The organism is Phaeobacter sp. CAU 1743 (assembly GCF_039839315.1).
In the GTDB taxonomy this organism is placed as follows: domain Bacteria; phylum Pseudomonadota; class Alphaproteobacteria; order Rhodobacterales; family Rhodobacteraceae; genus Phycobacter; species Phycobacter gallaeciensis_A.
Genome location: NZ_JBDOQR010000057.1, coordinates 15183 through 29942, shown reverse-complemented (window position 1 = coordinate 29942; position 14760 = coordinate 15183). Strand labels below are relative to the sequence as shown.

Annotated in this window: 10 protein-coding genes and 3 pseudogenes; 10 read left to right on the top strand and 3 right to left on the bottom strand. The window is 61.9% G+C overall.

Annotated elements, in window-relative coordinates; all coding sequences use genetic code 11:
• The 3 genes and pseudogenes from AAFO90_RS18745 to AAFO90_RS18735 all read left to right on the top strand — a co-directional run.
• Positions 1-108, top strand: a pseudogene (locus tag AAFO90_RS18745) (IS5/IS1182 family transposase); the annotation flags it as partial.
• A 531-nt stretch (positions 109-639) separates the two neighbouring features.
• Positions 640-1221, top strand: a complete 582-nt coding sequence (locus AAFO90_RS18740; protein ID WP_347510356.1) for a helix-turn-helix domain-containing protein — start codon at positions 640-642, stop codon at positions 1219-1221.
• Positions 1212-1982, top strand: a pseudogene (locus AAFO90_RS18735) (IS110 family transposase); the annotation flags it as partial. The gene AAFO90_RS18740 and the pseudogene AAFO90_RS18735, both read left to right, overlap by 10 nt.
• A gap of 297 nt (positions 1983-2279) precedes the next feature.
• Here AAFO90_RS18735 and AAFO90_RS18730 read toward each other — a convergent pair.
• From AAFO90_RS18730 to AAFO90_RS18720, 3 genes and pseudogenes are all read right to left on the bottom strand, one after another.
• Positions 2280-2933 (bottom strand): plasmid pRiA4b ORF-3 family protein, encoded by a 654-nt coding sequence (locus AAFO90_RS18730; RefSeq protein ID WP_347510355.1) that lies wholly within the window; start codon positions 2931-2933, stop codon positions 2280-2282.
• An 83-nt stretch (positions 2934-3016) separates the two neighbouring features.
• Positions 3017-3487 (bottom strand): annotated as a pseudogene (locus AAFO90_RS18725) (hypothetical protein); the annotation flags it as partial.
• Positions 3488-3550: 63 nt separating this feature from the next.
• Complete coding sequence (locus AAFO90_RS18720; protein ID WP_347510354.1) at positions 3551-3757, bottom strand: hypothetical protein; 207 nt, start codon at positions 3755-3757, stop codon at positions 3551-3553.
• Between the two features lie 1434 nt (positions 3758-5191).
• On the opposite strand from AAFO90_RS18720, the gene AAFO90_RS18715 reads away from it, so the two are divergent.
• From AAFO90_RS18715 to AAFO90_RS18685, 7 genes are all read left to right on the top strand, one after another.
• A complete protein-coding gene (locus AAFO90_RS18715) occupies positions 5192-6517 on the top strand; it encodes a hypothetical protein (protein ID WP_347510353.1) in 1326 nt (441 codons plus the stop codon).
• A 16-nt stretch (positions 6518-6533) separates the two neighbouring features.
• A complete protein-coding gene (locus AAFO90_RS18710) occupies positions 6534-7715 on the top strand; it encodes an AAA family ATPase (RefSeq protein WP_347510352.1) in 1182 nt (393 codons plus the stop codon).
• 8 nt (positions 7716-7723) lie between these two features.
• Positions 7724-8683 carry a DUF58 domain-containing protein gene (locus tag AAFO90_RS18705; RefSeq protein WP_347510351.1) on the top strand — a complete coding sequence of 320 codons (960 nt, stop codon included), beginning with the start codon at positions 7724-7726 and terminating at the stop codon, positions 8681-8683.
• Positions 8680-10284: a VWA domain-containing protein gene (locus AAFO90_RS18700; protein WP_347510350.1), complete on the top strand. Its 1605-nt coding sequence runs from the start codon at positions 8680-8682 to the stop codon at positions 10282-10284. The genes AAFO90_RS18705 and AAFO90_RS18700 overlap by 4 nt, the downstream gene beginning before the upstream one ends.
• Positions 10242-12824 carry a VWA domain-containing protein gene (locus tag AAFO90_RS18695; RefSeq protein ID WP_347510349.1) on the top strand — a complete coding sequence of 861 codons (2583 nt, stop codon included), beginning with the start codon at positions 10242-10244 and terminating at the stop codon, positions 12822-12824. The genes AAFO90_RS18700 and AAFO90_RS18695 overlap by 43 nt, the downstream gene beginning before the upstream one ends.
• A 182-nt stretch (positions 12825-13006) precedes the next feature.
• Positions 13007-13690, top strand: a complete 684-nt coding sequence (locus AAFO90_RS18690) for a hypothetical protein (protein ID WP_347510348.1) — start codon at positions 13007-13009, stop codon at positions 13688-13690.
• A 22-nt stretch (positions 13691-13712) separates the two neighbouring features.
• Positions 13713-14756, top strand: coding sequence for an AAA family ATPase (locus AAFO90_RS18685; RefSeq protein WP_347510347.1), 1044 nt, complete (start codon positions 13713-13715; stop codon positions 14754-14756).
• Positions 14757-14760: the final 4 nt, after the last annotated feature.

Here is a 14760-nt window from a genome sequence, read left to right as displayed (position 1 = left end):
TTCGCAAAGATCAAGGAATTCAGAGCCATAGCGACCCGCTACGAAAAGACAACGTCCAGCTACGCCGCCAATTGGCATCTCGCGGCTGCCATCATCGCCTCACGATGAATGTCCACAGACCCTAGAGCAGTGACGCATGAGTTGTGTCTGGAAATCTTGTACTACCTTTTGACCTGCAGATTGTCCCCTACATTCAGAAGAACGGCTACCTAGATCACATCTCAGCCGATTCCCCACCATTTCAGATTGTGAACGATGGCAGTGATAAGGGCGGCTTCCTGCATGGCAACCTTGGGAATTTAGACCTCCACTATGGGCTAATGCATCGTCAGAAACTGACAGTAACGCCAGTACGGAAAATGCGACGATCATTGATTCAAACCGGGTGCTCATCAGTTCCTCCAAAATGATGAGATTATACGATAACATACTTCCGGTTACAAACAGAATTTCGCACAAAAGTACCGCTCTGGTTGAGGGGGTGTTTCCTGGTCCCTTCGCGATCTGTGTGGGTTGACGGGGAGGGACGCGTCCGCCGGTATACCAGATTTCGTGGTCGGGACGTGAGGCGCGTCTGGCGCGAAGACCGTATATATCGCAGCGCCAGACGCGCCGGATCTGTTGCGCTTCGGCCGATGTATGGGGACAGTGAGTGCTTGCAGGCCTCATGACGCGGAGGAGCGGATGGGACCCGAGACGAGCTTGTTCACTCTAGCGCTCGGCCTTCAGGCCCCGTGGAGTGTCACGGACGTGCGTTTCGACGCCGAGCTCAAGGAAATCCACTTCGATGTGCGCTTCAAAGCGGGGAGTAGGTTTGCCTGCCCGTCTTGCGGGGCAGCAGATCAGCCGGTGCACGACACGCGGCCGAGGACCTGGGAACACCTGCACTTTTTTGAGCACAAGGCCTTTATCCATGCCGCTGTACCTCGCGTCGCCTGCGGCCAGTGCGGGAAGACCGGACAGGTGCCGGTTCCCTGGGCGCGCAGCGGCAGCGGGTTCAGCCAGTTGTTCGACGCCTTCGTGATCGCGCTCGCCCGCGAGATGCCGGTAAAGACCATCGCTGATCTGCTCGATATCGGAGACGATCGGATATTGCGCGTGCTCGAGCACTACGTTCCCGCGGCGCGCGCTGAGGAGGACTTCAGCGATGTGACGGCTGTTGGTATCGATGAGACGGCATCGCGGCGAGGCCACAACTGCATCACCCTCTTCCGTTCGTGAAGCGCCAGAAAAATGATCGCGCGGACGCGGAAGCCATCGCGGAAGCGGCTTTGCGGCCGACCATGCGCTTCGTGGCGGTGAAGAGCGCCGAGACCCAGGGGCGCGCTGTCGCATTCCGGACGCATCAATGTCTGGTCCGGCAACGCACGCAGCTCATCAACGCGCTTCGTGGACATCTGGCCGAGTTCGGCCTTGTGGCACCGAAGGGACCGGCGAGCCTGAAGGTGCTGGAGAACGCATTGGGCGACGAAGCCACGGATCTGCCAAGCCCGGTTCGGGAGATGGGAACGATTTACCTCGACCAAATCGGGCGGCTCACCGAGGTGATCGAACAGCTGGCGGATGAACTCGAGGCGGCATCGAAGACAGATGCACAGCTGCGTCGGCTCTGCACCATCCCTGGGATTGGCCCGGTCACCGCTGGCGCTGTCTCGGCATTTGCACCGGACCTCGATACATTCGACAGCGGACGAAACTTCGCAGCGTGGCTCGGACTGGTTCCACGACAGAGGTCCACCGGCGGCAAGACAAGGCTGGGTTCGGTCAGCAAGATGGGCCAAACGGACATCCGCCGCCTTCTGATAGTCGGGGCGATGAGCGTGATCCGCTGGGTGGTTCGCAAGGGCGGCAGTGCAAACCGCTGGCTGGCTGCGCTGGTGGCGCGCAAGCCCAGGATGGTCGCGGCCGTCGCGCTAGCGAACAAGATGGCTCGCATGATCTGGGCCATGACAACGAAAAGAGAGGATTATCGAATGGCGTGACCTGACCCCGAGCAGGGTCTGGACACGGCATGGCCGCAAGGCCGGGGTGAGCGATCGACGAGGAGTAGGCGACACGGACTTCGAAGTTCAAGGCGGGAGATTCAGTCCCGGGGCTCGAGCGCTTGCAGCTCTCTGAACCGATGTGAACCCAGCCTTCCGAACAGCATGCCGGCCCGTGGCGTCATAGAAGGCCACGCTCAGAGGCCTGACACACGTCCGATCGAAGACCTTGCCGACGAACCGAAGATATTGCTTGCCAAACAGGGGGCATCCACACACGACCCTTTCCGGACAGCCTTACCACATCTGTTGGTACATCAGATCGCGGTGGTCACCGGCCCGAAACCGTTTGTTCACGGCACCCCGCGCAAACTTCCCCTCCACGAACGGCTTGCGCGCCGCGATCCGTTCCATCGCCGCTTCCACATCGGGGGACAGGAAATCGGATACCGGCCGGTCCGGCGCGTCGGCAGCCACAACGTCTTCGAGGAAATCGGCCATGACGCCCATATCCCTCCAGGCGTCATAGCCGTCAGCCTCGTCCCGGCGTTCATGGTAGCCATGCGGCCCACCACAATCCTCGGGCGGGCAGGCACCGGAACCGCCGATGCAGACCGGATAGGATTTCTTCGGCGGTGGGTTGATCGCCTCAATGCGGATCTCGTGTTCCCAATGATCACCCATATCGTAAATGTACGAGAACCGCTCATTCTCGCGGAGCCCGAACTGATGCAATGGCGCATCCGGGTTTGCGGCAAACAATTCAAACGAGCCATATCGCACCGCGTGAATGTCAAAGACAAACAGGTGAATGCCTTCCCAGCCCATTGCGACTTGCAGCACCCCGTGCAACTCGCGCAGGGGCATCGAGGCCGGCACAAGAACCCGCCGCCAGATCATCGGGCTGATCCCAAGCAGGCGCACTTTCAGCTGAATAATATCTCCGGCCACATCCATATCCCGGCCGTGCCATCAACCCCCGCCACCGGCAACTGCCCCACGCTTTGCGGTGCTCTCCGAACAGGGCAGCCTCGGTCGGCCTCGATATTGATCACGTTCATCCAGATGTCCCAGGTGCCGACCGGGCGGTCGTCGAACCGCGCGTAGGACGCGTGATCGATCTGCAGCAAGAAATAGGGGATCAACTCGGCGAACAGGCGCCCCGGGCTTTCGGACAACTCCGCCCCACGTTTCGTCAGGCGGAACTCGCCCTTGAAATGCCGCCCCAGCCGCAGGGAGATCAGCAGGAAATGTACGAGCTCCAGCGGTGGGGAGTCGTACTCGTTGATAACCTTGTGGAAGCGGAACATCTCCTCAGCGGTTTTCCCGGGCCATTCGAAATGCTCGACGGCCCAATGCACGAAAACCCGCTTGAAGACCTTGGTCTGCGTCAATCCGATGGCACCATGATCCCGTGCATACCGAAGCGTCAGCAGCGCGCCCCGCAGCAGCGGCGACTGCCCGAGGTCAGGATGGTCATCGGCGAGATTGCGGAATTCGATCATGGCCGGATGCTGCAACAGGCTGAAGGTCCACGCCATAGTGCCGCAAATAGATCACCCCCGACCTCATCGGCCACCCGGAAGCTGCCGTTCGCGGCCGGTGCGGCGAAGAGCAAATGCAGCCCCGTCCACGTCTAGGTCGTGGCAGGTGCTAATGACAGAAACGCGCAGGTTGCGACCAAACGCGACGGCGGCATGACACGCGGCCACCCCGCGAAAACAGCGGCCGGTCAGCACGCCGCCCATGATCGACAAGACGGCATAGGTCGTCATCGGCGTGCCCTCCGTTCGGTTCCGATGGAACCATCATGCCATGTGAGATGCCGTCGGTGGGGGCATCCACCGCATCAGTTCAAAGCGTGTGGACGGAACACTCATGACCGGAGACCATCATCCTCTGTGCCCCTCTCCACGTACGGGCTTAATCGGTCGCGAGGGGAGCCTGCGAGTGTCTTGTCCAACTGCACCACGGCGGAAAACCGGGCTTTCATGTGCGGTTCTCGTCGTGGCCGGATATCGTCGTGTTCTGAACTTTCACATACCGCATTCTGACCGGAGTATGATTTTCGAGGCGTCGGCACGCCTGGGACAAATACAGGATATCCCCGGTTGCCGCGATTGACGCACGAGGCGTTGGCACCGTTTCGGGTTGGGCAATAGCCTTTGGCTTCGGCGCGGATTTCAATCGTTTGCGATAGGACAATCCCGTCCCCGGAAGGCCGAGGTTTGCATAGACGCCTCGCTTGCCGAAATTCAGGGACGCACCGCGCGGTCCAATCGTTGTCGATACGCCCGATTTCGACAGGTTTATCCGCACCCCCGGTGCAATTCTGATCAAACGCCGAAATCTGAAGGCCAACCTGATCTCTCCCTTGAACCTGTCGCTAAAGTGCGGCAGTTTGAAATGAAGGGCAAGGAATTGGTTACTTGGATGGAAGGATTCAGGTTTTGATCGCCGGGCCGCTCCTGCAATCGTTGAAATTCGGACAGTTGACGCGTTTGGATCTGCGTCCTGTGCTCACCTTTCTGATTCCCGGTTTTGCCGCAGCGACCATCTCGATTCTGGCGGTTTTCAATCCCGTTTCAAGCCCGGAGTGGCTTGCGCTTCTCACGGCGACAACCGGGATTGCAGGCTTGCTTTCAGCGCTGATCTTTTGGCTTCGTCGTCAATTGGCTCGACGCTCTTACCACGATCAGCTCATCGGTTTTGCGGCCTTCACACGGACGCTTGGCGCAGCGGAGCGTGGAATTTTCGCCGCGTCGCAGGCGGGTTGGGTGGCTGCCTTTCTTGGTCTTGCGGCAGGTGCAGCACTTGCGATGCCGGGATACCCGATACTCGCAGCCATTCTGTGCGCTTTCTTGATCCCTGCGGTCTCGGCATTGCCTGTCGCTTTGGTCCGACGTGCATCGTCCGATGCCGGTATTCTATCCTTCGTTTCCCCCGGCGCGATCACGGCGCAGAATGCGTCTGCAATGAACACTGTCCATTTTGCCCGTGGCTGGCGTTTCAATCCACGCGTTCGCGCCGCGGGTTTCGCCGTCGCTGCACACGGCAATGGCATAACGTCTGATGCTCTGGATTTCCTTGCGGCGCTGGACAGCGGAGGTCTTCTTAGACCTCCGCTTCGCAATACCATCCGAGACCCGCGTGGATATCTTGTCCTTAGGCTTCGTGGCCTGAGACCGCTCGGCCCTGTTGTGTTTGCAATGGCTCTGCTGGCCTGGGCATTTGCGCTGATCCTTCCAGACGGAGTCCTGCCCCGCATTCCGGGTCCAACCGCCTTGTTTGAAACCTTTCTCGGCCCCGAGGCCCAGGAACAGGAACAGGAACAGGAACAGGAACAGGAACAGGAACACCCCGATCCACAGAACGTTGCAAATGAAAATCACGACCCAAATGGGTCGAACGAGGGCAACTCGACGACTGGAAATCAGGACGACGCAGCGTCTGCGTCCGAAGATTCCGGTGAGCCGTCCAGCGAGGACCAAGGAAACGGCGCAGGAAACGACAATTCCGCTACGCAAGACGGGACGAGGAACAACGCGCCACAGGACGATAGTGGCGAAGGCGCAACGGACAGCTCTGACAGCGGGGCTGGTGCGGAGAACACCCGCAACACCGAAAGCGGCACCACTCCCGGATCCACGGAGCAAGGTCAATCGGGCGATGCGCAATCCGGGGATGAAGCCGGCGGAGCGAGCGATGGCTCCGGATCGGAAAGCACGGCATCTGATGCAGGCCAACCCTCTCCGGCAGACGGGGCGGGCCAGACTGGCCCCCAAGGGCGAGACGCAGGGCCTGACGCAGGCGAAGCCGATGACGGCACTCCGGGCGCCGACGACGGACAGAAGGCGACGTCCGGCAATCAATCAGGCAAGCAGGAAACCCCGTCCGAAGGGGCGGGCCAAAATGGCGACCCGTCCGACGGGCCACAGCCGTCTGGAGTGACCGGAGGGTCCGAAGGCTCCGACGGCGGGACAAACCGCCCAGAGGCTGCATTGGACGATACTGGGCAGGGCACCGAAACGCGGTCCGATGCGAGTCAGGAGCGTGCCGAAAGCACCAATCAAGGGGCGTCTCAGGACGTGGGAGCCAACGTTGACGGCAGGTCTCACGAGGACTTGCAGCCAAGGTCTGATGAGGGTCTCTCAGAGGGCTCGGCTGACGGGTTCGAACCGGGCGGACATGCGCTGCAACCGGACCCGGCACCGCCGGAGAACGGTCCAAGGCCGGCGCCATCGGAAATCCGCGACACGCCTGGCGACACAGAATCCGACTCTGTCGTTGGCGATCCTGCGGTCACCCAAGTGGATGCACCGGAACGCGATGTCAGCGTACCGATCGAGACGCTCTTGCCATCGGAAGATGAACTGGAGGTTCGGCAGGAAGGCGCGCTTTTTGCGGAACCGGGGCAATCGCCGCCGTTGATCTCGGACCGGATCGCGGCACCGCGCGACACACCTTCGGATGGTGCCCAGCCGCCACCGGTTCACCAGAACATTCCCGCATGGATCGCGGACATACTCGACTGAAAATGGAGACATGAGGATGAGCAGGGAATTGACGGCCGATGATATCGGCTATCTTAGGTCCATCCCCCAAAGAGTGAACGACTTTGGCATGCATGGTCTGGATGATATCGTCCGGTTCCTCGTCGTGGCCTTGTTAGCTGACGGGCACATCCTGCTGGAGGGCAACCCGGGGCTCGGCAAGACGGCTTTGGTGAAAGCCCTGTCCCGGGCACTGGGTCTGGGGCCGCAGGCGGTGGGACGGATTCAGTTCACGCCGGATCTCATGCCTGCGGATATAACCGGGTCGTTGATGCCAGCTCAAGACGGGTCCAACCGTCTCGAATTCCAGCCGGGGCCGATTTTTCACGAACTGCTGTTGGCCGACGAAATCAACCGCGCCACGCCGAAGACTCAAGCTGCCATGCTCGAAGCGATGGCGGAAGCGCAGGTTACAGTCCTTGGACAACGGAAACGGCTGACCCGGCAGGAACCGGGGCTTACTGCTGTCGAGACGCCGTTCATGGTCATGGCGACGCAGAACCCAATCGACCAGGACGGAACCTTCAATCTGCCCGAAGCACAGCTTGACCGGTTTCTGTTCAAGATCCGGATGGCCATGCCCGACGCAGAGGTGATCGGTGCGATCATCGGCAAAGAACTGGGACTGTTGGCGATGCCTGAAACCGGCAACGACGCGCCCCATGATCGCAAGACTGCGCTGCGCAACCTTGACCGAGCGCGCCGCGCCGCCTTGTCGACCCCGATCCCGCCCTCGATCCACACGCATATCGTCAACATCGTTCAGGCCAGCAATGGCGAATTCGATCAGGTCAGGGGCGTGTCTTCGAAACGGCTAAAAAACCTGGAGGAGCTCTGCGCCAGGATCGAATATCCGTTCGGGCCAAGGGCAGCGACGGCGCTGGCCAAGGCCGTGCTCGGCTGGGCGGCCTGTGTTCTGACCCCGCCCGAGACGGCAATGGAAAGCGGCGTTCATACAAGGCCCGCTTTGGCTCAGGTGCTGCTGCCGACGCTGCGCCATCGTGTCCGACTGCACCATACCTTCGATCAGGTCGATCTGTCCGAAGCGGATACAACGGATGCGTTTATTCGCGCGCTGGCCATCGCCACGGCTCCGGACCAGCGGATGGGAGAAGACCCGGGAGGCTACGACGAACGGTTCGAACAAGATCTCTCTGCCGCGCGCGGTCTGAAGGCCTGACGATGGGAATGACGGATCCCCCCCTGTCTCCGGATCACCTGTCGCGCGCGCGCCTGCGGCTGCGCAAGACGGTCCCGATGCGCGGCGTAGGCAGCCATCTCCGGCGTCGGGCCGGTCAATCGTTGGAGTTCCGCGACTATCGCGACTATCAACTCGGGGATGATATTCGCCGGGTCGATTGGCGCGCCTCGGCCCGGAAAGGCCCGGCCCGCGACTGGGTTCTGAAGCTGTTCGAAGCCGAGGAACAGCTCAACCTGATGATCCTCGTGGACGACCGGGCGGCCATGCGCCTGCCGGACCGGGCCGAGAAACTGCTGTTTGCGCTCTGGGCGCTGCGGGCGCTGGCGCTTGTCGCGGGTGAGGCCGGAGATTCGATCGTCCTTGCGCGCATGTTTACGTCCAACTCCCGTATCGTCTCGGTCTCGGGCCGGGCCTGCGCGTCGACCGCCGAGGCATTTGCCGAGGACCTGTGGTCCTCATCCGCGGCATCGCTCGACGCGACACCGGTGTTCGAGCCCAACCGTCTCCGGCGACACCTGTTCCCTGCAAGCGTCGTGGTCGTTCTGTCCGACTTGCTTTTCGCGGACGAGGACGGCAGCATCGGCGCATTCCTTAAGGACGCTCAGAAATCGTGGCGTCAGGTCATCATTCAGCCGTTTGATACGGTCGATGCCGAACTTGCCAGCCTGACTACGACCGTTGGGATCAAGGTGTCGGACACCGAAGGCCGCAGCTTTGGCGATGCGGTCTTTACGCCTGACGCGCAGCTCGTGCGCGACCTTCGCATGCGGCTGGATACCCTGCGCGCCGCGCATGAAAACCGGTGGCGCGGCCCCGGGATCTTGTATGAGCGTCCCTTCGTCTGGCCCTTGTTCCCCGACCGAACCACGCTCGCAAATCATTTTCGCGCGACTTTCCTGACCAGCGGTCTGTTCCGGGCGGTCTCGGCGCGTGGAGGTGTGGTGTGATCGCCGTCGCAATTTCAGCCGCCCTGGGGCTTGCGGCATTGGCCTGGTACATGCAGCGGCGCCGCCCGGCCCGGGTGCGCCTGTCCTTCGCCCGATTGCTGCCCGATCCACCGGACGAGCCGTCGCCGAAACCCCGGTTCGCGCCGATCCCGCCGGTCCGGTCCCTGCCATTCTGGTTGCATCTTCTGCTGGTCGCGTTGTGCCTTGCGGCGCTGTTGACGGATGTCCGCGTGTCCACGAGCAACGCGCCACAAGACATCGGGCTTCGCCTCGTCGTCGATGTGTCGCACAGCATGGGGGTTCAGGACGAAACGGGAACGCGTCTCGACAGCGCGCTTGGTCTGGCCCAAAAGATCCTCGAGGCAGCGACCGAGGCCGCCCAAGGGGGCACGGTGTGTATCGACGCATTTCAGGTCGGCACGGACGTGAGCCGGATGCAGCCGGATCACCTCGACGCGGCCCGGGTGCGGCCCGAAGCAGGCGACATCCCGACCTTGTTGCGAGCGGCCCGGGCCGATCCTGACCTTTGCGTCATCACGCATGTCGCCGTGCTCACGGACCTGCCCCGGCCCGCCGTGGACTGGCCGACCGATGCGCCGCAGCTGATCTGGGCGCAGGTGGGCTCGCCCCAGCCCAACGCAGGCATTGTCGGTGTCGCCTACAGCCCGCCTCAGCTGGGAGGTAGGTCCGCCGGTGTCGTGCTGACGCTGGAGACCTACGGTGACATGCCGCCCCCCGTCGTGACGGTCCAGGGCCCGGGCGGCGTGACCCGGCCCATGGTTATCCAGGCCATTGATCGCGCCGGTCGATACCTGGCCAGTTTCGACGTCCGCCGGGGTGGAACATTCGACGTCGCTTTGGACAAGGGAGGCGCCTACGTCGGGGACGATCACCTCCGGTTCTCGCTGAATACCCCTGACAAGATCGGGATCGACTGGCGCATCCCCGGCCTGCCCGCCGTGTCGGCCGGGTCCAGCAAAGCCGAGGACGATATTGTCGTGATGGAGCTGACCTCCGTTGATCCGGTTCCGCAGGGCAATGCCGTTCTGCTGGCCTATCAGGGATGGCCCAACGAGGCGGTGGAGCCTCGGATCGGAGCCTTCGTCGAAGACCCGGCCCTGTTCGATCCGCTCAATTTCGACGTTCTGGAACGGCACCTGCCCAAAGGTTTGACGGCCCAGTTGCCGACCGGGTTTATCCCGCAGCTGACCTCGGATAATGGCGCAGTCATCGTCGCCCGACGGGACAATCCGCCGGGTCTGATCCTGCCATTGCCCGTCCTGACGGGGGATCCCGACGTGCAGGCGCTTTCCCAGACCCTGTTCTACACTGGCCTTCAAAGGCTGACGCAGCGCGGGGATCATCAGCTGACCCCCATCTGGAAAACCCCGGACGGCACCGACATCGAAACCGCCTGGAAGGAAAGTGACACCGCAAGGCCGCTTTCCGCACCGTCCGAGATACGTTTCTCGATGCAGTCGGCCGAGATCACCCGCGAGACGCCAATCTGGCCGTGGCTCTTGCTCTTCGCCTTGGTTTCCATCCTGGCGGAACGCCTTTGGCTTCTGTCACGGAGCTTGACCAGAAAGCCGGTACGATGATCTGCGGGTTTTTCTACGGTATGAAAATCGCTGGCGGAGAGATCCTCTGCGCGGCCGGGGTGACCGCTTGGGGTGACTGGCTGACGTTGGTCATTCTCGTGGTTTCGGTCATTTTGACGGCCCGCGCGATGCAGCAACACCGTCTGCGCGAGGCGTTGTCCGCGCTGGCCATGGCCGCAACCGCCGCCCTGCTGGCGGTCTCGGCGAACGGCCCCGTTTGGCAAACGTCGGAACCCACCGACAACGACACCAGCGGGCTTGTGGTTGCGCTGGTCGATCAGTCCGAAAGCGTGTGGCGAGACCGGGCCAGCGCGCGACGGGCGCTTGAGACACTGGCGGTCCGGGTGCAGGCCCTCGACGACGAATTGCAGGACGCAACATGGTCCGGGATGGTCATCGGCTTTTCCGAAGCGGCCAGCATTCTTGCGCCTCAGCAGCCGTTGTCTCGCCTGCCCGACATGGTCCGCTCGGTTCAGGTCGCGGCCCCCGGCACGCAAAGTCGGGGTGGACTTGGCATCGACAGGGCGCTGGGCGAGATCCGCAAAGCCGGTGGACGCGGACAGGTTCTTTTGGTGACGGATGGGCTGTTCGACGAACCGGCGTTCGACGAAGCCGTTGTCCGGGCAGCTGCGTCGGGCATCCCGATCTCGGTCCTTCCGGTCGGCTCGGGGGCTCCGGGCCTGGGGCTGATCTCGGCCGATCTGGCCCCCGAGCAACACATCAATCGAGACGCCACCGTCCGCGGAACGCTGCTGGGTGGCGGGACCCTGCGCGTCACCGATCCCGATCTCGGGCAGGCCGAGGTCGATATCGCACGGCAGGAGCGCGCACAGCCCGTGCATGTCTCCAAACGCTTCCCCGCGCGCGGATTGCAGCACCTGAAAATTGCCTTCGACACGGGCGGCACCCGGCAGGAACGCATTCTCTACACGCTTGTGCGCGGACCGGCGCGCGTTCTGCTGTTCGGAGATGGGAGGGGGTTCGATGCGCTGGACCCGGCGGCATGGTCAATCCACCGCGCCCAGCCCGACACGGCCCCTGATCCGGATGCATTCGATCTAGTCGTCATCGACGCCCTGCTCCCGTCATCCTTCCCCGACAATTACCCCGAAAAGCTGCTGAATTCCGCAAGTCGGACGGGCATTCTGCTGATCAACGGCGGATTGCGAGGCTCTGTCGAAGACCCGCAGGTGATCGCAGACTGGAACGGGACGGCCGTCTCCCCGATCTTGCCGGTGGACAGTGATCCGCGCAGTTTCATCCTCGATCCGCCGGGACGCGACATCGTCATCCTGATCGATGTGTCCGGGTCGATGGAAAGTTCCCTAGGGGTGGCCAAGACCGCGGCTTTTGCTGTGCTGGATCAATTGCGCCCGCGGGATTCGATCGCCGTTCTGGCGTTTTCCGACATCACCGAAAGGACCTTCGACCAACGCCCGGCTACGCCGGAAAACCTTGTTGCTGCCCGATTGCTTGTCAATGGTCTCACGGCCGGGGGCGGCACTGCTCCGGGGTCCACATTAGAGCGCGCGGCCCGGATGCGATCGAACTATTGCGCCTATTTCTTCATATCGGACGGTGTCTTCGACGTGCCGAAAGTCAGCCCGCAGTGTTACACGACGGCGCTTTCGACGGAAGGCGCACGCCTTCCCAAGGGGGTCGCAGACTGGGGCGAAGAGATCATGCTGAACGCAGGCCAAGGCGTCGGGCAGATAAAGATGGACTATTTCGAGCCGGAACAGCGCAAGGCTTACTTCCGCCCCGAATCGTTTCGACCGATTGCCGCAGGCAACAGCGCTCCGCTGACCGGGTATCAATTGCCCGGTATCGCCATCGCCTACCCGCGTATCGACGCCGAAGTCCTGAGCCTGCACGATACTCCCCCGCCGGACCCCGTCCTTGTGTATCGACGCGACCCGGACCTGCCGGGCACGGCAACCGGCGTTTTCTTGTCAGCGCTTCCCGATGCCGTGTCGCCCTCTGATTTGCAGGACGTGCTGGCACGGCTTCTGGGCTGGAGCCAACCGAACCGGTTCGACATCCGGGCGAAACAGACCGGTGATCAGGTCACGGTTTCCGTCCTGACCCTCGCCCAACCGAGCGATCAGAGCCTGCCGGAAAGCGTATCGGGAACGTTGCGGATTGCAGGTCAGGGACAACAACCGCTGTCCTTCAGACCCTCGGGCCCGCCGGGACGGTTCGAAACCTCCCTGACCCTTCGCATGTCGGACGAGCCGCTTGATGCAGAGCTGATCCTGTCGGAACCCGGACGAGACGATCAGATCATCCCTGCAACCATACCTGCGCGCAGTCCGAGACAGGCTGTGACCGGAGGAGACGAACGGTTCGACTTCGGCATCGACGCCGAGGCGCTGTCTCGGATGATCACGGTCACAGGCGGTCGCGATCTGCGCGTAGCGGCACCACGTGTCGCCGAAATTGCCAACCCGCCAAGCAAAGTCCCGCTTCACGCATTGACAATCTGTCTGGCGCTCTTCACGCTGGGTCTTGCATTGTGGGTGAAGGGCAGGCCAAATTGAAACCGGACCAGTTCAATGAAATCGGTAACGCGCATTTATCCATCACCGATTTCCCCTTCGGCGGAGAGCAGTTCCGGCCCTCCGTCGCGGCTCTGCAATTCCTTGGAACACGGGCGCTTGCCAGTCTTTTTCGGATCCCCGAGACCGCAAACCCGGTTGACCTGATGCCCCTTCGATCGGCTGTGATGTACGACAACCGACCCGGGTTGGTCGTGCGGCATGGCGAAGGCGTCCTGAACGAGGCATTTCCGTTTCACGCCCATCACCCTTCCGACCCTTTCAATCGGTCGCTCCTGGCGACGCCCATCGCACCACGACGCCGCGATGTCGCGCGGGACGGTTTGCGCCGTTTCTGGCATCGGACGGTGCGCCGGAAACCCGCGGAGGCCGGCAGTTCCGCGATGGGTAGCCTGTTACACCCGCTTGCTTTTTCGGCTTTCCACTCTGCCGACTATCACCGCATTGTTCGGCGGGGCATTTTCGAGGCGCTGCGTGATCGGGTACTGATCGACTTTGACGATATGCTGTCCGTCAAGGTGGCCTGGCAGACGATCTTCGTGCTTGCGCTTGGCTTTGAGCGGCCGAAAGACCTGCCATCCATCGGCTGGGACCGGCTGGCCGAGACGGCCCGGAACGCCGCATCCGAGCCGTCCTGGGCCGGGTTCTGGGATATCTGGCTATTGCGAAAGGCAATTGCCGATAGCAGATTTTCCTTAGGGCCGCTCCTACAGGGCGATACGATCAAGCAATTCCTTGCGAATCCGCTCGATTCCGAACAAAGCATATCCGACATAGTCCGTGCGGATTGGCGAAACGAATGCCCGGCCTTCGCCGAGGCTTTCCTTTCGTTGCAGTCGGAAGCGTAATTCAAGTGGATGATCCAGAAAAATGTTCAATACAGACGGCTTGAACGCGCTCCGCGAAAAACACCACGAGACCCTAACGCTCATGAACCGACTGGAAGACACGCTCTCCGCCCGGTTCTATCGCATGGACAAGAGCATCGAGTGCATGATTCTGGCCACCCTCACCGGCGAGCCCATGGTCCTGCTTGGCCCGCCGGGGACGGCAAAATCGCGTCTGATCCGGGCGTTCTGCAACGTGCTCGGTCTCGTCCCCGCTGAAGCCCTGCACACGCGCTCCGACCCGAAAAAAACGGTACTGGACAAGAAAGAAGCGTATTTCGAATACCTCCTGACGCAGTTCACCGAACCATCCGAGCTGTTTGGCTATTACGATTTGGCGAAGCTCTTTGGCGAGGAAAAGCAGTTCGAGCGGGACACTTCCGGCATGATGCAACGGGCTCAGGTCGTCTTTCTGGATGAGGTCTTCAATGCCTCCAGCGCCATCCTGAACGCCCTTCTGACGTTCATGAACGAACGCAAATTCCATGACCGGGGCAAGCTTCACGCCGTCCCGATGCGGCTGTTGTTCGGGGCGTCCAACCACACGCCGCGCGAAGACGGGCTTCAGGCGTTCTATGACCGGTTCCTGCTGCGCTGCCGTCTGGATCACGTCCCCGCGACCCCCGAGGAAATCTCGGCGCTGGTCCGATCCGCGTGGGGCGAAACCCATGCGACGCCCGTCGAAGGCGGGACAGACTTTGCGGGCCTCTTGGAAAAGGTCGACGGCTTCCGCGCCGATGTCGACGCAATGACCAAGGCGAACGCGCTCAGCATCAACCCCGCCGATCCGATCTTCAACCGTTTCACTGACCTGACTTCCGAGCTGCGCCGCAAGGAATTGTCGCAGATGTCGAACCGCCGCATGGTGAAATTCAGCAATGCCCTTTTGGCGAAATGCCTGCTGCGGGCAACGCGGAGCGGTACGTCCGCGCGCATCGAACCCGCCGATCTTGGCATCATTCTGGATTTCGGGCTGGATCAACAAGATGACAGCGCCGTCGCAAAGCTGCGCGCTCATCTGGAGTAATCTG

Excerpts from the sequence above, each read along its gene's own strand:
- AAFO90_RS18685 (WP_347510347.1), top strand. The coding sequence starts at position 13,713 with ATGTTCAATACAGACGGCTTGAACGCGCTCCGCGAAAAACACCACGAG.
- AAFO90_RS18710 (WP_347510352.1), top strand. The coding sequence starts at position 6,534 with ATGAGCAGGGAATTGACGGCCGATGATATCGGCTATCTTAGGTCCATC.
- AAFO90_RS18715 (WP_347510353.1), top strand. The coding sequence starts at position 5,192 with ATGGCTCTGCTGGCCTGGGCATTTGCGCTGATCCTTCCAGACGGAGTC.
- AAFO90_RS18740 (WP_347510356.1), top strand. The coding sequence starts at position 640 with ATGGGGACAGTGAGTGCTTGCAGGCCTCATGACGCGGAGGAGCGGATG.
- AAFO90_RS18720 (WP_347510354.1), bottom strand. The coding sequence starts at position 3,757 with ATGACGACCTATGCCGTCTTGTCGATCATGGGCGGCGTGCTGACCGGC.
- AAFO90_RS18705 (WP_347510351.1), top strand. The coding sequence starts at position 7,724 with ATGACGGATCCCCCCCTGTCTCCGGATCACCTGTCGCGCGCGCGCCTG.